The organism is Mangrovibacter yixingensis (assembly GCF_020523985.1).
GTDB lineage: Bacteria > Pseudomonadota > Gammaproteobacteria > Enterobacterales > Enterobacteriaceae > Mangrovibacter > Mangrovibacter yixingensis.
This window is the reverse complement of the sequence record NZ_JAIVKM010000003.1, coordinates 290,092-309,298: the sequence shown is the minus strand read 5'-3', so window position 1 is coordinate 309,298 and position 19,207 is coordinate 290,092. Positions and strand designations below refer to the sequence as shown.

The 19,207-nt window shown below is 48.9% G+C and carries 19 protein-coding genes; 13 read left to right on the top strand and 6 right to left on the bottom strand.

The genetic code is table 11. The features are described from left to right. Positions 1–146 precede the first annotated feature (146 nt). Positions 147–1,103: an aldo/keto reductase gene (locus tag LC084_RS15280; RefSeq protein ID WP_226572046.1), complete on the top strand. Its 957-nt coding sequence runs from the start codon at positions 147–149 to the stop codon at positions 1,101–1,103. A gap of 73 nt (positions 1,104–1,176) precedes the next feature. Here LC084_RS15280 and LC084_RS15275 read toward each other — a convergent pair whose 3' ends face one another. The 3 genes from LC084_RS15275 to melA all read right to left on the bottom strand — a co-directional run bounded on the left by LC084_RS15275 (position 1,177) and on the right by melA (position 4,328). Then, on the bottom strand, positions 1,177–1,431 hold the full coding sequence (locus tag LC084_RS15275) for a SemiSWEET transporter (protein ID WP_226572045.1): 255 nt from the start codon (positions 1,429–1,431) through the stop codon (positions 1,177–1,179). Position 1,432: 1 nt separating this feature from the next. Then, positions 1,433–2,860 (bottom strand): melibiose:sodium transporter MelB, encoded by a 1,428-nt coding sequence (gene melB / locus LC084_RS15270; protein WP_226572044.1) that lies wholly within the window; start codon positions 2,858–2,860, stop codon positions 1,433–1,435. 112 nt (positions 2,861–2,972) lie between these two features. Further along, positions 2,973–4,328, bottom strand: a complete 1,356-nt coding sequence (gene melA / locus LC084_RS15265; RefSeq protein ID WP_226572126.1) for an alpha-glucosidase/alpha-galactosidase — start codon at positions 4,326–4,328, stop codon at positions 2,973–2,975. A gap of 273 nt (positions 4,329–4,601) precedes the next feature. Between melA and melR the strand changes: the two genes are divergently transcribed. Next, on the top strand, positions 4,602–5,543 hold the full coding sequence (gene melR, locus LC084_RS15260; protein ID WP_226572043.1) for a transcriptional regulator MelR: 942 nt from the start codon (positions 4,602–4,604) through the stop codon (positions 5,541–5,543). On the opposite strand, the gene LC084_RS15255 is transcribed toward melR, so the two are convergent. The 3 genes from LC084_RS15255 to LC084_RS15245 all read right to left on the bottom strand — a co-directional run bounded on the left by LC084_RS15255 (position 5,540) and on the right by LC084_RS15245 (position 8,454). Continuing rightward, on the bottom strand, positions 5,540–6,136 hold the full coding sequence (locus LC084_RS15255; RefSeq protein ID WP_226572042.1) for a hypothetical protein: 597 nt from the start codon (positions 6,134–6,136) through the stop codon (positions 5,540–5,542). The genes melR and LC084_RS15255 overlap by 4 nt on opposite strands. 15 nt (positions 6,137–6,151) lie before the next feature. After that, positions 6,152–7,111 carry a hypothetical protein gene (locus LC084_RS15250; protein ID WP_226572041.1) on the bottom strand — a complete coding sequence of 320 codons (960 nt, stop codon included), beginning with the start codon at positions 7,109–7,111 and terminating at the stop codon, positions 6,152–6,154. Positions 7,112–7,656: 545 nt separating this feature from the next. Next, the gene (locus LC084_RS15245) at positions 7,657–8,454 is read right to left on the bottom strand and encodes a hypothetical protein (RefSeq protein WP_226572040.1); all 798 of its coding nucleotides are present in this window, start codon (positions 8,452–8,454) and stop codon (positions 7,657–7,659) included. A 567-nt stretch (positions 8,455–9,021) separates the two neighbouring features. Here LC084_RS15245 and tssB point away from each other — a divergent pair. The 11 genes from tssB to LC084_RS15190 are packed head-to-tail and all read left to right on the top strand — an operon-like array spanning position 9,022 to position 19,207. After that, positions 9,022–9,513 (top strand): type VI secretion system contractile sheath small subunit, encoded by a 492-nt coding sequence (gene tssB / locus LC084_RS15240; protein WP_226572039.1) that lies wholly within the window; start codon positions 9,022–9,024, stop codon positions 9,511–9,513. Further along, complete coding sequence (gene tssC, locus LC084_RS15235; protein ID WP_226572038.1) at positions 9,510–10,991, top strand: type VI secretion system contractile sheath large subunit; 1,482 nt, start codon at positions 9,510–9,512, stop codon at positions 10,989–10,991. Before tssB ends, tssC begins: the two co-directional genes overlap by 4 nt. Positions 10,992–11,018: 27 nt before the next feature. Further along, positions 11,019–11,501: a hypothetical protein gene (locus LC084_RS15230; RefSeq protein ID WP_226572037.1), complete on the top strand. Its 483-nt coding sequence runs from the start codon at positions 11,019–11,021 to the stop codon at positions 11,499–11,501. Between the two features lie 56 nt (positions 11,502–11,557). Continuing rightward, the gene (locus tag LC084_RS15225) at positions 11,558–11,992 is read left to right on the top strand and encodes a GPW/gp25 family protein (protein ID WP_226572036.1); all 435 of its coding nucleotides are present in this window, start codon (positions 11,558–11,560) and stop codon (positions 11,990–11,992) included. Then, the gene (gene tssF / locus LC084_RS15220; RefSeq protein ID WP_226572035.1) at positions 11,985–13,784 is read left to right on the top strand and encodes a type VI secretion system baseplate subunit TssF; all 1,800 of its coding nucleotides are present in this window, start codon (positions 11,985–11,987) and stop codon (positions 13,782–13,784) included. Before LC084_RS15225 ends, tssF begins: the two co-directional genes overlap by 8 nt. Beyond that, the gene (tssG, locus tag LC084_RS15215) at positions 13,775–14,716 is read left to right on the top strand and encodes a type VI secretion system baseplate subunit TssG (RefSeq protein ID WP_226572034.1); all 942 of its coding nucleotides are present in this window, start codon (positions 13,775–13,777) and stop codon (positions 14,714–14,716) included. Before tssF ends, tssG begins: the two co-directional genes overlap by 10 nt. Positions 14,717–14,729: 13 nt before the next feature. Further along, a complete protein-coding gene (locus LC084_RS15210; protein ID WP_226572033.1) occupies positions 14,730–16,709 on the top strand; it encodes a type VI secretion system Vgr family protein in 1,980 nt (659 codons plus the stop codon). Positions 16,710–16,718: 9 nt separating this feature from the next. After that, positions 16,719–17,171 carry a DUF6931 family protein gene (locus LC084_RS15205; protein ID WP_226572032.1) on the top strand — a complete coding sequence of 151 codons (453 nt, stop codon included), beginning with the start codon at positions 16,719–16,721 and terminating at the stop codon, positions 17,169–17,171. After that, entirely contained in the window at positions 17,168–17,464 is a 297-nt protein-coding gene (locus LC084_RS15200; RefSeq protein WP_226572031.1) for a PAAR domain-containing protein, read from the top strand. The genes LC084_RS15205 and LC084_RS15200 overlap by 4 nt, the downstream gene beginning before the upstream one ends. A 7-nt stretch (positions 17,465–17,471) precedes the next feature. After that, a complete protein-coding gene (gene tssA, locus LC084_RS15195) occupies positions 17,472–18,551 on the top strand; it encodes a type VI secretion system protein TssA (protein WP_226572030.1) in 1,080 nt (359 codons plus the stop codon). Then, positions 18,548–19,207, top strand: a complete 660-nt coding sequence (locus LC084_RS15190) for a type VI secretion lipoprotein TssJ (RefSeq protein WP_226572029.1) — start codon at positions 18,548–18,550, stop codon at positions 19,205–19,207. The genes tssA and LC084_RS15190 overlap by 4 nt, the downstream gene beginning before the upstream one ends.

Genomic DNA, 19,207 nt, shown 5'->3' with positions numbered 1-19,207 from the left:
GTGTGAATGTTGAACCCGGTTCTGGTTACTACGCTGCCATAAGGTTCATCTCTTGGGGGGCGCAATCACAACAGGGCGGTGAGCCACTGGTTGTGGAGGAAGAACGGCCACACTACGGGATGGAAAAACATGTACAGGAGCCAGACATGAAGTTACGCACACTAGGTACAACAGGGTTACACATTCCGCCGTTGGTGTTTGGCGGCAATGTTTTTGGCTGGACAGCAGACGAAAAAACCAGTTTCTCTTTGCTCGATGCGCTGCTTGAACGTGGGTTCAATACGATTGATACCGCAGATGTCTATTCGGCCTGGGTACCAGGTAATAAAGGGGGCGAATCGGAAACCATTATTGGCAACTGGCTGGCGGCTCATCCTGGGGTTCGCGATAAGATTGTGCTGTTTACCAAAGTGGGTTCCGATATGGGCGGGCCGGATAAAAAAGGGTTGTCTGCACGCTGGATAACCCAAGCGGTTGAAGACTCATTACGCCGGTTGAAGACAGATTACATCGATCTCTATTTTTCCCACTGGGCAGATAATTCTACGCCTTATGAAGAGACATTGGGCGCTTACGAGACGTTGCTTAAAGCAGGGAAAATTCGTGCTATTGGGGCATCAAATCTCGATGCTGACCAGCTTAAAGCATCACTGACCGCGGCAGACAACGCCGGGGTTCCACGCTATCAGGTGTTACAACCTGAATATAATCTGTTTGACCGGCATTCGTTTGAAGGAGCCCGCCAGGCACTGTGTATTCAGGAAAATATTGGCGTAGTGACGTATTACAGCCTGGCATCGGGTTTCTTGTCCGGAAAGTACCGTAGCATGCAAGACCTGAGCAAAGGCAAGCGTGGCGACCGGGTTGCCAGGTACCTGACGCCGCGAGGTATGGCTATTCTGGAGGCTCTGGACAATGTGGCAAGCCGCCATGATGCGCAACCAGCCGAAGTGGCTCTTGCCTGGCTGAGCACCAGGGACGGGGTCACCGCCCCCATTGCCAGCGCCACGTCGGTGCCACAAGTCGATGCCTTTGTCCGTGCCATGAGCCTGGAATTAAACCCAGATGATCTCGCACAACTGAATGATGCAAGCCAGGAGTAATTCACTATTTTGAGTGTAAACAGGCCAGTAAGTATAGCTGGCCTGTTCCTGTGGCGGGTTTACCTGCCAGGCGTTATCCCTGGCGGTATTTAATCACCAGAATGGGCAGTGCAAACAGTAACGTTAACAAATTAGCCAGGCTTACCGCTGTATCGCCAATCAGTAGCCCATACGCCAGCCACATCACCAGCCCACACACAAACATCAGGTACATCAGCAAAGAGATCCCTTGCGTGTTGCGGGTGGTAATGACTTTTATTGCCTGGGGTAAAAAAGACAGCGTGGTCAGGCTGGCCGCCAGGTAACCTACGAATATGTGCCACTCCATGCTATACCTCGGCTTCAGGCTGCCCGGCTACAGGGCGGGCAAGCGGCGCTGTAGGGTTTACCGAGCCGGGTTTGCGGTATTTATCCAGTAAGTGAATCTGAATATGCCGCAACATGTCGCCATTAAGCTTGTAGTAGCGGAAATAGAGCCATAACGTGGCGAGGAAGAAAAATGCCGGTAATACAATCATGATGACCTGCATGCCTGCCAGGGTGCTGGCAGACTGGGCGACATTGGGAACATAGCCAATCACCCCCAGTACCAGCGCGATAAAGAATGCGGCAAATGCAGAGCCGCCTTTTACCACCAGGGTTTGTACTGAGTAAGCGATGCTTTCGCAGCGCACATTGAGTTTATATTCGCCGTAATCCACGGTGTCGGCCACCATAATCACCTGCAAAACCCAGAACAACGCGGTGCCAATGTTAAACAAAACGCCTGCCAGTAAAATGACCATCACCGGGTGGAACTGGCTCAGGGCGGCAACCAGTAATACGCCACTGCCCAGCAGGGGCATTAATGAAGCGCCAGCCCACAGTATGCGCCGGGAAAGCCGCCTGGCCAGCCGGGGGAACAGAATGAGCGTAACAAGGTTAGCCGCGCCAGCATAAGACATATACCAGGGAAATAAACTGGCATCGCCAATGACATACGTGAAGTAATAGATGGCAAAGCCATTCACGATATTAGCGGCAATGTTGTAAGCCAGCGCCATGGCCAACAGGCAACGTAACTGGTCGTTGTTATACAGCAGCCCCAAAATCGCTTTCAGGCTGGTTGTTGAGGAAGACGAGCTACCAGAGCTGTCAGATGAGTACACTTCGCGCACGTTACGCAGCGTGACAAGCGTAGAAGCAATAAAAAAAGCAATCAACACCAGAGTAAACAACTGGAATCCATCACCACGGTTTGCGCCACCAACGGCTTCTACAAACGGCAGGGTGACACCGGCTGTTACAAACCCGGCAAGGCTTGCAAAAAAGCGTGGGTAAGGCACCAGTTGCTCACGTTCACGTTTATCCAGCGTAATGGTTGGCACCAGTGACCAGAATGGAATATCCATGATGGTGTAGGTCATTCCCCAGAGAATATACGTCACCGCGGCATAGATGAGTTGCGCATTGCCATCCAGCTTGTGTGCACTGAAGAGTAAAAAAAGAACTGCAGAGTTCGCCAGTGTACCGACCAGTATCCACGGCTTAAATTTGCCCCAGCGGGTGCGTGTGGCGTTGACTATCCAGCCCATAATGGGGTCGTTAATGGCATCCCAGATACGGGCGACTAAAAACAGTGTCCCGACCGCGCCAACGGACAGGCCAACCACATCGGTGTAGTAATACATCAGGTACATGTAAACAATGCCGATAGCGAAATCCTTACCGAATGCACCGAAACCGTAGCTGAGCTTTGTTGTCATTGAAATACTCATAGGGTACCAGCCTCTGTTCCCAGGGCTGCCTCATGTAGAGTGATACGGTTACCTGCCAGTGCGGGAGACGGGTGCTCCCGCGTGTTTATTTGTGTACTGCTTGTTTACGTGCTTAGTTGTGGAGCCAGCCAGGTAACCAGCTCCCGTGAGCGGCAATCAGGTCATCAATCAGTGCATAAATCTCGTCAATGCTCAACACGGCAGCAGTGTGCGGGTCGAGCAGGGCGGCATAGTACACATCGTTTTTGTTTTCATTCAGCACGGCCTGTGAAACTAACGTCTGAACGTTAATATTGGTTTGCATCAACGCCGCCAGGTGGGCTGGCAGCCTGCCAATATGGGTTGGCTGAATGCCGTTGGCATCCACCAGGCAAGGCACTTCCACGCAGCAGCCTTCAGGCAGGTTGTCGATAAGCCCGTCATTACGCACATTGCCGTAAACCACTTCGGGTGTGCCAGTCCAGACGGCATTCATGATGGCGCTGGCGTATTCACGTGACGGTGACACATCAATACGTTCCGCTTGCTGGTAAGCCGCCAGGTCTTTATGCCAGTTATCCAGTTGCTCAACGCAACGTTTGGGGTATTCATCTAATGGGATCTGATACTTGTCGATAAGATCCTGGCGACCAGGTTTAATGAACCAGGGGGTGTATTCGGCAAAGTGCTCTGAGGATTCAGTGACGAAATGGCCCAATTTTTTAAACATTTCATAACGCACGATATTTGGGCAGCGTGCGTTGCCATGAATGTTGGCTTTCGGCGCACGGCCTTGTTCATAAGCCGCCAGTAATTCGGGGTAAATAGAGGTGTAATCACCCTGAGCCGTTTTCTTTTCCAGTGACAGGTAAAACGCCATATGGTTAATGCCAGCACAGCGGTAGCGCAGGTCTGCCGGGGCTATATCCAGGTCACGTGCAAGTTCTTCAGCCGTTCCCTGAACCGAGTGGCACAACCCTATTTGTTTGATGTGCGGGTAACGGGCATAGATTGCCCAGGTGTTCATCGCCATGGGGTTGACGTAATTCAGCAAGGTCGCTTCAGGACATAACTCGGTCATATCCTCACAAATTCGCCATAAATGAGGAATGGTGCGCAATGCCCGCATGATGCCGCCAGGCCCGAGAGTGTCGGCAATGGTCTGTTCCAGCCCATGGCGTTTACAGATTTCAAAATCGGTGACGGTGCAGGGCTGGTAGCCGCCAATCTGAAATGCCACCACCACAAAATCAGCGTCGCTCAGCGCTTCTCGTTGATCTGTATGGCAGGTGATATTGCCTGTCGCACCCGTAGATTCCATTAGTTTGCGCACGACAATATGTGATTCTTCCAGGCGAACCGGGTCGATATCCATTAGTGCGATGTGTGCGGCTTTTAATGCCGGGCGTTGAAATACATCGCCCAGAATATTTTTAACGAAAATAGTGGAACCGGCGCCAATAAAAGCAATTTTAGGGGCGGTCATCATCATGTTTCTCCTTCAGGCTGGTTAATGATGCCAGCATGGCATTGGAGGCAAGGGATTCTCGTCCCTGAAACCAGATGAGCTGTCCCGAAAACTCAGAACTTACGCGTTACACCAATAAAAATGAGTAAATGGGAGAAGAAAGCTATTTTTGCAGAGTTTTTGGGGGAGATTCTGTTCCATTATTACTGTGTCTTAACCCAGAGTGGGGGGAGTATCGCGGTTTTTTGCTCAGGCTTAGGCCATCATTCTTACTTTCCAGAACAAGGAGCGCCCATGGGATCCCCCGCGTTTTCAGCACTGCCAGCCGACCCCTTTATGTGTAGTAGCGATGAACGGGAAACACGCAGCCCGTTGTCGCTCTATTCTGAATACCAAAAAATGGAAATTGAGCTGCGAGCACCCCATGCGATGGCAGCCAGCCACTGGCACGGGCAGGTGGAAATCAATGTACCGTTCGATGGGGATGTGGAATATGTCATTAACAACGATATTGTGCGCATTAAACAAGGCCACATTACCTTGTTTTGGGCCTGTACTCCGCACCAACTCACTAATCCGGGCCACTGCCAAAGTATGGCCATCTTCAATCTGCCAATGCACCTCTTTTTAGGGTGGCCGCTGGATAAAGAACTGATTAACTACGTCACTCACGGCATGGTCATCAACTCGCTTGCCAGCCAGCAACTCAGTGAGTTTGAAGTCCGGCGCTGGCAACAGGAGCTGAGTAGCCATGATGAACAACTTCGCCAGGTTGCCATTGACGAAATTGGCCTGATGCTCAAACGCTTTAGTTTATCTGGATGGCAGCCGCTGGTGGTGAATCAAACCCGGCCAACACATAAAAACCGGATATCTCGCCATGCACAATTTTATGTCAGCCAGATGTTGGAGTTTATTGCCCGCCATTACGACCAGGCGCTAACGATTAATGACGTGGCGGAGCACGTGAAACTCAACCCTAATTATGCGATGGGGATTTTCCAGCGTGTGATGCAACTGACTCTGAAACAATACATTACCGCGATGCGCATCAACCACGTGCGGGCATTATTAAGCGACACGGATAAAACGGTACTGGATGTTGCGCTGACGGCCGGTTTCCGTTCGAGCAGCCGTTTTTACAGTGCATTTAACCGTTATGTAGGAATGTCACCCCAGCAATACCGCAAATTAAGCCAGCAGCGGCGGTTGATGGGGCGTGAAGAAAACGCTTAACTGCGTGATTTTTGTGTTTTCTGGCGGCGTAATACCCAGGCCTTACGCCATGCGCGGTTGTGCAGGAAGCCATTTACCGCCTGGCTAAAAACAGGTGTATTGAGGCTGGTGAAACTGAGCGCGCTGAAAGCAACCCCTGCAACAGACATCGCCACAAACAACGGGTGTGGTGCATGGCCCAGAAACAATTGGGCCAGCGTAAAGAGGAGATACCCGGTTGAGATGGCCGCCACGCACCGTAACAAAACCAGGTAGCCCCTGAGTGCCAGGTAGTAACCTCTGGCAGCCAACGAGCCCAGAGTGAACAGCACCAGGCAAAAGAGCAGTACACCAGGAACTATACCGGCGAACACTGCATTGCCCGGCCAGCCAGCCAGATAAAATACCCCCATCCACAGCGCTGGTTGCGGCATGGCAAAGCTGCATAACGCGCACAGCATACTCAGCGCCAGAGGCAGGCTAAATTTAAATGGGTTAAGCACACCCGGGAAAACCAGTTCCTGCATTACGGCTTCCAGTTCTGTTTCACTGGCCTGGCGTATGCGGGCATCCAACAATTTCATCCGGGCAAGGCTCGCTGTAATTTGCTTCATTTCACGCAGTACACATTAAAGAGAGAAAGACTGAAGAAGGCCGATAACATACTGGCCGGATTGTACCGCATTTCCCGGGTGGCGAATGGTGCCGGTCATCGCACTGCCTGCAAATGCCGAGGTATTCACCATTGCATTGGCCAGTTCGCGTTGCAGGCTGTGTTGCAGTGCTTCTGCCGGGAAGCGTTTCGGGTACACACCAGCTTTCATGGCGGCTTTGATTCCGGCACCGGATATCCCCGGGTTCTGGGCACGGATAATTTCTTCTGTGAGGCGTTTGCGTTCAGCCCGGCTCAGGCCTTTGAGCCACTCAACGGCTTTGGCAGAGGAAACGCCTTTCATCAGTTTCCAGGTTTCGAGAGTGCTTTTCAGGCCTGCCCCGGCACCCGCCAGAGAAATGACATCCAGCACGGTGCTGGTGGTGTTGTACCAACCCTGGCTGTCTAACCAGGCTACCTCATCACTGTGGCCCGTGCCGATAAACGCCAGGCGGCCAACGCCAATTGCGCACTGGGCTGCTGTTGCCAAACCACCAGCCACAATCATTGCGGCGATAACACCGGAACCACCTGCAGTAAACGGCACGGCAGCAGACGCGCCAACGGCCAGCACCACGGTGGCAACGGTTGCGCCACAGGCAATAGCAGTAGATGTGATTTCATTGGTCAGTGAAGGGGCCTGAAGGGTGTTGACCACCGCTTTGGTTGCCTGTTCTGCAGAAACAGCACGGACTTTGGTCACAATGACATGGCTGACTTCACTTTTGACCATGGATTTCGCCCGCCGCGAAGGGCGCACCAGCCAGCGCTGTTTCCCGTCATCATAAATAATCCCGACCTGGTAGAAATTGCGGGAACAATCCAGCGTATCGGCCAGTTTTTGAAAATCGATATCTGCTGCACCGCTTGCGCCAAACAACCGCGCACCGGCATAGTCAGGCATGCCTGCTTCTATGTTATTGCCAGGGTATTGCATGTTGAAACTCCTCTCTCCAGAACCATGCGTTGTATTGAGTAACAAGAAAACAAAGCAAAAAATTCAGATTGATGAAAAAGAAGGAAAAAGCGTGGTTTTTCCTTCTTTTTAGTTAGCAGTTGAAAATCAATGAATTGATTTTTCTGGTTTTTATTGGGTGACATCCTCTCGTTCTGTGCGGACATGAGGTTTGTCATCAGACTCATAAATTGTGAATGATGTGGTAATTCATTGTTATTTATCGCAACAGGTTAAAGGGCTGCCGGAACAGGGTATTTAAGATTGTTCTTATTATGCCGGGCAAAAAATGGGGATCCTGCGGGAAAATCATGGTTGAAATTCGCTGAATCGAGTAACGAACCAATGATACCGACACTGACCTGGCTGACAGTTTATCTGAGCATGAATAGCTGGAACATTAGCCGGGTTCTGTGAGCTGTCATGGGTTGGCACCATTGCCCACAAACGTATTGGTCTGGTGCCTGTCCTGCCAGCAATGCGCTGCTGGCCAGGTGAAACTAAGAATAGAAGCTTTGCCAGAGTGATTAAAATAAAGAGCGAGGATAAACGTCATCACTCATCCGGTAAAACTCCAGTTTTACCTTGTAGATTTTATCCCGATGGATGTTACTGCTAATTTGCGAGACATTGTTAACAAGAAACATTGCTCCAGGGACGACCAGAATTTCTTTGTATTTTGAACCAATACCTTGAACATCTTTGTCACTCCTACCTAATTTTTTGAGGTCACTTTTTACACCGGAATACAATTCTGTACTCATTATCCCCTCTTTTAGATAACGCTGCTCAGGTGAATTTTTATGTGTGAGTTGAAATAAAATGGCAACCTTGTTCTTGTTTGAAGATGAGTCAATAAACTTACGGGCAACCAGATCACTTTCACTAAAGAAGGAAATTTGGTGGGTTTGCAGAAGTGCTCCTGCATGCAGTTCTTCAAAGAAGGCTCGGTCAACCATGGTTCCTCTATATAGTTTCGAATTTCCAGAGTAATTTGGTAATTCATTTATTGCATGAAGGTAGTTTGCTAAAAAAACTGAATTTTCAGGCTTGTTACCAGGAGAAAAAAGACCTTCACCATAGTTTTCTGGGTCTGGCAAATCGGTATTTCCTCGTTGGAAATTATAACGCACCATAGCTTGAGGGTAATCACCTTCAGAGATAGCCCTTTGGTAGGATTTTATTTCTCGTGTAGATGAAAGCGAGTTTTTTTCTGCAGTGATCCGGTTATCAGGACATTTTGTGTACTCATATATTTCTTGAGGTTCTGGTGATGCTTTTTGGACTCTCATACTTGATCTGATGCTTTTAGCAATTTTAAACATTTTATCTCGCCCTTATTTTAGAGTTTGGCAAGGTTACATGTTTTTTTTAAATTAATCCTGAACGAGATAATGGTTAATTTTTTAATAAAATCAGAGGTGAGGTATTTTTTACTTTTGTTTGTTTTTATTATTTTTGTATAGAAGATTCATTTTTCCTTATTAATTTCCCTTGTAAATTAATTCTGTTCATTTCTATTTTTCATTTATTAAAATCCTTTATTTGTGATTATTTTAGTGTTTTATTCTGTATTGTGTATTTTTATCACTATAATCTTTCATTTGGTTTCGGTGTGGGTATGATGCTGCGGCTAGTTAGAAAACTATGTACTACCTGAATGATGACCTGGCCCACTCGAGTGACAACAGCAACTATTGATGACCCAGTGACGCCCCAGTGGTTCTGTAACTGGAATACAGAGTGGTGTGGTTGATAAATGGAATAGTTGCTGGTGAATAAAAGATTTTACTCTTTTTTTCCTTGAAAAAGAGCGGGAGTACATGTTGTAAATTTTGCTTTTTTAATCGTCAGGCCGGAGCCGCCGATGATAAATTCAATTGGATGATAATATGAGTCACACCCAACATAAACTGGATAAAGCACGTCCTCCTCGTGTTCAAATTACCTATGATGTTGAAGTCGGCGATGCGCAGGCAGCGAAAGAATTACCATTAGTTGTCGGTGTTATGGGCGATTTTACTCAATCGGATGAAGAGCTTCGTGAGCGAAAATTTCTGAATATTGATAAAGATAATTTCAACGAAATTATGTCATCAATGAAGCCGAGTGCTGAGTTTTTGGTAGACAGTGCATTACCTGATCAGGAAGGTAAACTGGCTGTTTCACTGACATTCGAAAATATGGATGACTTCACTCCAGATAATATTGTTCGCCAGGTTGAGCCGCTGCGGAAATTAATGGCATTACGCGAGCAATTAAGTGATTTGCGTAATCGTGCGGCCAGTAATGAACGTTTAAAAGAACAATTAGCCGAGATGGCGTATCAACAAAGTGCGGCAAAAAGCTCAGCGGCAAATGGCCAGGAAGAGGGTGAAGAATGAGTGGTGAACTCGCACAATTGAATGCCGCTGAACCGGCATACAGTGATGATTTTCTCGATCAGGTTATCAACAATACGCAGGCTATTCGCAGGGAATCTGACCGCGGCAGGATGAAGTCGCAGTTAAATAACTTCATGTCTGAAGTGCTTTCTGGCGCGGTAGTGATTTCAAGCGATTTGATTGGCAGTATTGAACAGCGTATTGCAGCGATTGATGAGCTGTTGTCTCGCCAGGTCAGCCTGATTGTTCATGCACCTGAGTTCCAGAAAAAAGAGTCTTCCTGGCGTGGGCTGCATAAACTCGTGCAAACCAGTGTGACTGAAAATACGCAAATTCGGCTGTTGCAATGCACTAAACAGGATCTTATTAAAGATTTTAAATCATCCAGTGACTTTGATCAGTCCATGTTGTTTAAGTGCGTCTACGAAAGTGAGTACGGCACTTTTGGTGGTACGCCGTTTTCCGCTTTTGTCGGCGATTTTCAGTTTGATAATACGCCTCAGGATATTGCTTTACTCGAGCAGATCTCCCATGTTGCGGCTGCCGCTCATGCTCCATTCCTCAGTGCTATAGCGCCTGGAATGCTCTCCATGAATGATTTCTCAGAACTGCCACGCCCGCGTGATTTGGCGAAGATGTTCGAAACCACCGATTATGCCCGCTGGCGTTCATTCCGTCAGAATGATGACAGCCGTTACATTGGTTTGACTCTGCCACGGGTATTGGGCCGTTTACCTTATGGTGCTGAAACTATTCCTGCGGAAACCTTCAATTTTGAAGAGTATGTTGGGGAAAATGAAGCCGGGACGGATTATTTGTGGATTAACTCTGCGTGGGAACTGGCCGGGCGTATTATTGAATCGTTCGAAGAATATGGCTGGTGTGCTTCTATTCGCGGTGTTGAAGGTGGTGGATTAGTGAAGTCGCTTCCGGCGTATAATTATACGTCCGGTCGTGGTGAGCGCGTTATGCAATGCCCTACCCAAATAGCGATTTCTGACCGCCGTGAAAAAGAGCTTTCCGACCTTGGATTTATTCCGTTAGTTCACTGTAAAGGTACAGACTACGCGGCGTTTTTTGCTGTTCAGTCTATCAATAAACCACGGCTATATAATTCTGACCAGGCGAATGCAAATGCGCGTTTGTCCAGCCAGTTACCTTATATTCTTGCCACATCACGTTTTGCTCATTATTTAAAATCCATTGTGCGGGATAAAGTCGGTAGTTTTATGTCCCGTACCGAATGTGAAGAATATTTGCAGAAATGGATAATGCAATATGTGGTCGCGTCTGATAACGCGGGCCCGGAAACAAAGGCACGTTATCCATTACGTGAGGCAAAAGTTGAAGTGGTGGAAGTTCCTGGTGCACCTGGAACTTACCGTGCTATCGCCTGGTTAAAACCGCACTTCCAATTGGAAGGTTTGAGCATGTCACTGCGTTTAGTTGCTGATTTACCAACTTCCTCTGGCGCTTAATATTCAATATAAACAGGATGTTTTAAAATGGCTAAGTTAAAAGATTGTCAATTTATTGAAATTAAAATTGATGGTAAGGTTATTTCTGGTTCTTCTGAAGAGAAGAAATACAGTAAGTGGATGGAAGGTTACGCCTCTGGTGGTATTAATACGGTGTCGGGGCAGGATGGTGCTTATTTCGACCATGTAAATATGTCTCTTTTAATGACTAAAGATACCAGTAGCTTCTATGAGTATTACCTGAAACGTGGGTATAAAGAAATTATCATTACTATTGTTCATCGTGGTTCTGATCAGTTTGATCAGGATTACGAAGTTCAGCGTACCGTTTACTCCAAGTGTAAAATTAACTCATTGAGTATTCAACGGCGTGATAATTTGTTTATGGATATTATTTTCACTCTTGAGGGAATGATTGAAGTGACATTTAACGTACCTAACGCTACCGGAAGTGGCCTGGATAAGATTGGGCCAATTAAGTACGATATTCCGGAAAAAGCACTTAAGTAAGTTACGTTGTGATGCCCCCGGTAGCGTTGTGCTACCGGGTTCAGGAGCCTGTACTTGTGACTACGTCATTACTTGTTCGCCTCAGCGATAATGATCCTCATCAGGATAAGGATGAGGATGATTATCCCTGGGATTTACTACCGTGCGAGTTATTGGTTGATGAATTAAAAATGGTATTAACTTCGCGTGTTCGGATGCCTGATATTGATAATATGCCAGAAATTAATGCTTCTGTTTTAAATTATGGTATCAATGATTCATTTGTTTCTGATGATGAAACAATGTCTCGTTACATCGTGCTGGAAGAAAGAATAACAAAAGCGATGCAACGTTTTGAACCCCGTTTGGCGAATTTCTCCGTTTCTCGTGCTGCAGATGAAAGTGAGCCTGAAATAATGATCTTTACCATTACAGCTCATTATGAAGGTGCCCTTATTACTGTTGCATTAAAATGGAATGATATGACGGGGCAGTTTTATATCTATGAATAGATTACTTGCTTATTATCAGAAAGAAATTCACTTTCTGAAAAATCACGGTAAGAAATTTGCCCAGCGGTTTCCTAAAATATCCCGTCGGCTTGGTTTTGTCGATGGAGAAACCGAAGACCCGCATATAAGCCGCCTTATTGAGTCTTTTGCCTTATTAACTTCGCGTATTCATCAACGTCTTGATGATGATATGCCCGAGGTAACAGAAGCACTTTTATCGGTTCTGGCCCCCCAATTTTTGCGCCCATTGCCTTCATGCTGCATCGTGATGGTAGAGCCTGACAGGCAACGCAGTGGGATAACCGGAAGAAATGAGTTAGCTGCGGGCATGGCGTTATTTTCTCGCCAACGGGATCCATTACCTTGCCAGTTCCATACCGTGTATCCGGTAACTTTACTGCCTCTTGCCGTAGACAGCGCGCTATTGCACTTCGACAGTGATGAATTACGCTGGCAATTGCAGCTCCAGTTTCAGGTCTGGCCGGGGGCGGTTTTGGGTGATGAAGTTATCCGGCTCTATTTGCATGGCCCAGGTAATGCGGTAAATACCCTGTATACGTTGCTGTGCTCAGAAGTCAGTAGCCTGATGTTGCACCACGACGGTATTGCGACTGAACTGGAACCTGGCGTTATTACTGCTGTGGGGTTCAATTCAGAGGAAGCACTTATTGCCCAGGATTCACTTATTGCGCCTGTGCATATTCTGTTGCTGGACTACTTTTGGTTCCCACAAAAATTTTCGTTTATTGATATAGCTCTGCCCACCGGATTCCAGGCCAGTGGTAATAGTGTTTTTACCTTACAGGTTGTCTTTCGGCGTAACCCCCTGACGGAGCGGCTCGAAAAATTAGCCGATTTGATTGATGGCAGCTTTTTCCGTTTGCATTGTTCTCCAGCCATTAATCTCTTTGCCCAGCGGGCAGAGCCTATAAGCCTGACAGATTCCAGTGCTGAATATCCGGTGATACCGGACACCCGCCATCAGCGCCATATTGAGGTGTGGTCTATTGAAACGGTATCAGTGCAACGTAAAGTGGATGATCGTATTCAGCATTACCGCGTCTCACCACTTCTGGAAAGTCACTATGGCTCACTGCAAGGCGAAGATGCAGGGATAGCATGGCAGGGTTTTCGCCGTGAGACTCAGCATGCCGATGGGCCACAGACTCACTTCAGTATTGGGTTCAGTACACGCGCCAGACAACAGCCTTCTTCGGTACCGGAAGTCGTCACGCTCAGCTTAATGTGCACCAACCATGCGCTCGCGCATCACATGCCTTATGGGCAACCAAAAGGGGATTTTGATACCGATGCCCCGGTCGCCGGGCTGAAAATTTCCGCACTGACTCAACCAACCCGGCCCATTTCCGCACCTGAAAAGGCGGATATGCGCTGGCGTTTTTTGTCGCAACTTTCATTAAACTTCCAGTTACTCTCTGGAGAGCATGGGGTGCAACACCTGAAATCCATGCTGGCGCTGTACAATTTTACAGACCAGCCCGGAAAGGCCCAGCTCTATCACTTAATACAGTCACTGGATTGCCAGCCGGTAACCGCAAGGCTTATCAGTAATGATCCGCACTCTCTGGCCCGTGGTATTGAATTAACCGTTACGTTTGACGGGAAGGCGCTACAGGAACCTGAGTATTACCTGCTGTGTAGTTTGCTGGACCGGTTACTGGCTCTGTATGCGCCGGTGAATAGTTTTACGCGCCTTACCACACGCATTGAACATGAAACGTCAACTCACCGCGTGTGGCCGGTTCGGGCGGGGAAACTTTCATGGATCTGATCCCAGTGGTGAGTAAGTTTAACTTTTACCAACAAATTCGCTTGTTGCTGCGCAAGTTACGTGATGGCCACACACCGGAAGAGACGCTGCTGGATGAGCAACTGCATATCACATCCTCTCTTTCTATGGATGCTCCGTGCGGGCAAATAGAGAGTATTACGCACGAAAAAGCAGGCGCGCCAGTAGAGGTGACGGCCTGTTATAACGGTTTAACCGGGTCGTTAGGTGCGTTGCCAACCGTATACAGCGAATGGATGATTACCCGCTATTACCGCTACGGTGACAGAAGTGCAAAAGCATTTATTGACATGTTTGGCCACCGTTTATATTGCCTGGACTACCTGGCCTGGCAGAAACATAACCTTTGTGCTTTAGCGGAGTCACGGGCTGAACCACCACTGCATACCGCGATCCTTGCTCTGACCGGAAGGTTTACCTCGCAGTCGCATCAGGAAAATACCCGATACGCATCGTTATTTGCAGCCCCAGTACGTTCAATGGTGAATCTTGAACAGTTGTTGCGCCAGATGTTCGGGGTTTCGGCACAGATAATTCCTTTTACTGGGGGTTGGCAACCTGTTCCGGCACAAGAGTGTTGCCAGCTCGGCAACCCACATCACACCCTTGCAACAGCGCCTATGATGGGTTTGTCACGCCTGGAGTTACATGCCAGTTTTGACGTTGTTTTAGGGCCAATGACTCCGGAAATGTCACGCAGATTCACCCCCCAGGGGGCTGCCTGGCGTGCGGTATGGAAAGCCATTCGCGATTATGTTGGCCCTGTTGTGAATTTCTCCGTTTCCCTGTCTATCCAGAGTACTGATTCTGCACCTCGCCCTTTGGGGCAGCAAGTTCTCGGTCTCAATCTCTGCCTTGGCACTAATGCTGCAGCGCACCTTTATCAGGTGCGTCTGGTTGCCCCTACAGACTAAACAGGATGTTTTTATGTCACTGCTTGATCAACCGAAACGATCCCAGCAACAGCACCTATTGAGCTGGAATGGCGCGATCGCGGATGCGCTGTTACTGGTCTCTTTACAAGGACAGGAGTCTTTATCTTCACCTTATTGTTACCAGGTGCGTTCTATGACACGCCAGACAGAGGCACAGATTGCCCAGTGGCATGGGCGGGAGGTGTCCTGCCGCATAGGCGAAGGGAATATGCCAGGCCCGGTGCGCTATGTCCACGGCGTGGTAACACGCATTCAATATGCCCGTCAGGGGAAGGATGAAGCATCGTGTATTTTTACTCTGGAACCTGCACTGGCACTGCTCAACATGGGGCGGATGATGCGGGTCTGGCAAAATATCAGTGTACCGGATTTAGTGAGCGAATTGCTGCGTACTCACGGGATTAGCAACCTGGATCTGCAGTTACATGGTTCCTACCCGGAACGGGAATATTGCATACAGTACCGCGAATCTGCGTTTGATTTTATCCAGCGTCTGTTGGAAGAAGAGGGGGTTTACTACTTCTTCCGTCACAGTGAATCGGGTCATCAGCTTGTCCTTGCTGACCACCCCGCCAGCCATATTGCCATTAGTGGTGGCTCCCTGGCCTGGCATGATGCCGGGCGTTTATTGTCTGGCGGTGTCATCGATAGTTGGGTTTCGGGGGCTTCGTTATTACCTGGGGGAGTTGAATACCATGGGTACTCTATGCCGCAGGCAACAGCTATTGATGTGGGTCACCGTGCGGGCAAAAAGGGCGCAAAGATTGATGACGTCTCATATACCGATATTACCCCGGTTGGTGAACGAGCATTGATTACACGTCAGGCTGAACATGCCATGGCTGCACGGGAAGCGAATACCCAGAGGTATCAGGCAGCATCGGCAGTTCACTGGTTATCAAGCGGGGAAACGTTCAAGCTCACCGATCATCCTTCTGGTGAAAGTGAATACCGCGTTCAGGGGTTACATCTGGATATAGCCAATCACACTGAGGGGCCCGGCTACTGCCATTGCCAGTTTGAAGCAATGAGTAATGACTCGCCATGGGCTCCTCCCATTGAACATTTCCCGCCAGAAATTCCCGGCGTGTTGCTCGCCACTGTGGTCGGTCCTGCATCGGAAGAAATCCATACCGATGAATATGGGCGTATCAAGATTCAGTTCCCATGGGACCAGGAAAACCCGGCAGATGACACCAGCTCTTGCTGGGTTCAGGTTGCCCAGTCATGGGTTGGCGGAAAGTTTGGCGCACAGTTTATTCCTCGTGTGGGTAGTGAAGTCTTGGTGAGTTTTGTTCAGGGCCACCCGGATTTCCCTGTGGTGACGGGCTCGGTCTACAACGGCCAGAATAACCCCCCTTTTGCGTTGCCGGGTGAAAAGAATGAGAGCGGTTTTGTGACACGCAGTTCAACTGGCGGAAGTGTTGATGACGGTCACCGGCTGAGCTTTAACGATAAAAAGGGCGAAGAACGGTTGACTATCGTGGCACAAAAGGATCTTGAGCTGACGGTAAAAAATGAGGTGAAAAATACCATTGCGACGAACCGAACAACGGAGCTGACCAAAGGTAATGACCAGTTATTGCTCCGCCAGGGTGATATGAAGCTGGTGCTGGAGAAAGGGAACTGGCAGCAAAATATCACCGGAAATATGGCGACAGAGCTGAAAAATGGCGATTACGCGCTGAAAGTCGCGGGTGGTGGCGGTCAGGTAAAAACCGACAAAGCGTTGAGCCTTGAATCCACTCAATCCATTGAACTCAAGGTGGGGGCTAACAAAATCACCTTGTCGGCCAGTGGTATCTCTATAAATGGCGCAACCCTCAAATTACAGGCCAGCAGCACAGCGGAAATGAAGGGCGCAATCCTCAAGCTGGAAGGCAGTGGCACTGCGGAGCTTAAAGGTGCAATGGCGACAGTCTCCGGTAGTGGTATGGCCCGGGTATCAGGCGGCATAACCAATATAGGTTAAGGAAATAACATGCACGAACAGGGATTTTCACACCAGCAATGGCTTGAGCGTGGTGACTGGGAAATGGCGTTACAGCAATGGGTGGATACCCACTCATCGCAAGTGGCTGGCTTATGCCTGGCTGCTGTGTTGCGGGAGGAAACGCCACCCGAACAACACGCCGTGTTGGACGATATTGCCCGGTGCTATCAGGAACATGATAACGCGCTACGGTGGCGTATTTTTAATCACTTTGCCGAGGATGGTTTCGGCTCACCTGTCGGTGCCCTGGCCCTGGCGCTGTTTTGGTCAAAGGGCAGCCTGGCACCGGAAGGGGTGGATCCTGTTTACCCAGACCCGGCACTGGTTCCGCAGATGTTGCACACCACAATGTTGCTACTGGCGGCTCAACTGAATACATCGCCCGTTGAAGGGGCTCGTTTGTTATTAAACCGTTGCATGACATGGGAGGTTAGCCAATGAAACCTGCAGCCAGGGTATCTGATATGCATGTCTGCCCCATGGTTACACCAGGGCTCCCGCCAATTCCACACGTTGGGGGGCCAATTCTGCCTCCGGGCGTACCCACGGTACTGATTGGTGGTTTACCTGCCGCCACAGTTGGCTCCATGGCGGTGTGTGTTGGCCCTGTGGATACGATTGTGATGGGAAGTACCAAGGTCTTGATTGGTAATAAGCCTGCAGCCCGGATGGGCGACAACTGTGCCCATGGCGGCACAATTGTTAGTGGGTGCCCTACGGTGTTGATTGGATAAATTAAGAATGACTATGCAACCTGAAATCGCGGCGCTTTTAGTGCCAATTAGCCCCGAAAAGCCTGCGGGCGACAATCTGGAGTATGAACCCCTGTTCGATGTGATTAGGGATGCGCGTGAAAGCGATCCTTTAGATGTATCACAAGGCGAGTGGGCACTCAGGGAACCCAAAAAGGCAGACTGGCAGAAGGTCAACACGCTTTGCTGTGAGGCTCTTAACCTGCAAAGCAAAGACCTGCAGCTTGCATGTTGGTTCGTTGAATCACGTTGCCAGTTGTTGGGCCCGGCAGGGCTAATTTCTGGTGTTGATTTCCTGAGCGAGTTCATTACCCGCTTTTGGTTTCAGTGCTGGCCATCGTTGGAAGAGGATGGTGTGGCTATACGTCGTGGCCGTCTGATGCGCCTGGACAGAGATCTCAGCCAGCATTTATTCACTCTTCCTTTGTTGAGCCATACACAGTCCTCTTTGTCACACTGGCTGCAGGTGCTGGCGTTTGAACACAAGATCAACTCTCATCCGGATTCACGCGATATGCTGATAGAGGAAGAGGGTGATCTTACTGCTGAAACCTTCGAAAAAATTTCTGCGCATTTTTCCTCCTTCGAAATTAGCCAACAGGCCAATTTAACCGCTCAACTCACCAGCGCATTAACACAGATGGATGCCCGTTATGTGTCCATCAGCCAGGATACGGAAGGTAGTGTATTCACCAAAACACTGACCACGCTTAAGGAAATTGATGAGTATTTGCAACGCCTGGCGCAACGTGTGGTACCCCAGGCTTTCGAAGAAACGGCAGTGTTGAAAGCTTGTGAAGTTGTTGAAGAACATAGTGAAATACCCTTCATTACCACTGAGCGCACGGTTGCCCCTCCCTCAGTTATGACTCGTGAGCTGGCGGTTAGCCAAATGCTGGCGATTGCCGATCATTTTCGCAGACATGAGCCTTCCAGCCCGGTGCCGTACTTAATGGAACGTGCTGCACGTTGGGCAGGGATGACCCTGACAGAGTGGTTGGAAGAGATGCTGAATGACACCAACAGCCTCAATGATATCAACAAAGTATTGGGGCAAAACCACGAATGAAAAACCAATATTTAGTCGGCCTGATGGTAATGATGGCAGCGTTGGTAACCGGGTGCGCCACAGATAAAACAGCAGCAGTAACGGAACCGCAGGCTATTGAGCAGGCAAATACCCCTTTTGCTCAGGGGGCAATCACGCTCGCAATTCAAACTGATCCGGATCTTAATGCGCTTAATGGTATTGCCAACAGCTGTACCTTGTTGGTGATTCAGGCAGAACAGGTCAGTACCTTGAATAAGTTGCTCTCTAACCCAGTGATGTTGAAAGGGGTATTTAGTGGCGCAGGTGCTCAGGGCGATATCCTGAAAATAGACCGTTACGCAGCCATGCCCGGGCAAAGTGTCACTCTGCACATCGATCGCAGCGAAAACACACGCTATATGGCAATTGTTGCGGGCTATTACCCATTCCCACAAAAACAACATATGGCTGCTATTGCTATTCCGGTACAGACGGAAAAAACCGGATGGTGGTGGCGGCGTACCTGGCAGGCTGAACTACAACCTGCCGCACTGAGTATGCGGTTGGGCAGCCAGAGAATCAGCCAGTTTCAGGGTGCCAAACTGGTGCCGATTACATTTATGAATAATAGCGCTGAGGCTGCACCGGTATCGGAATCAGAAGTCATACCAGAATCGGAAAACAAGGAAGGTTAA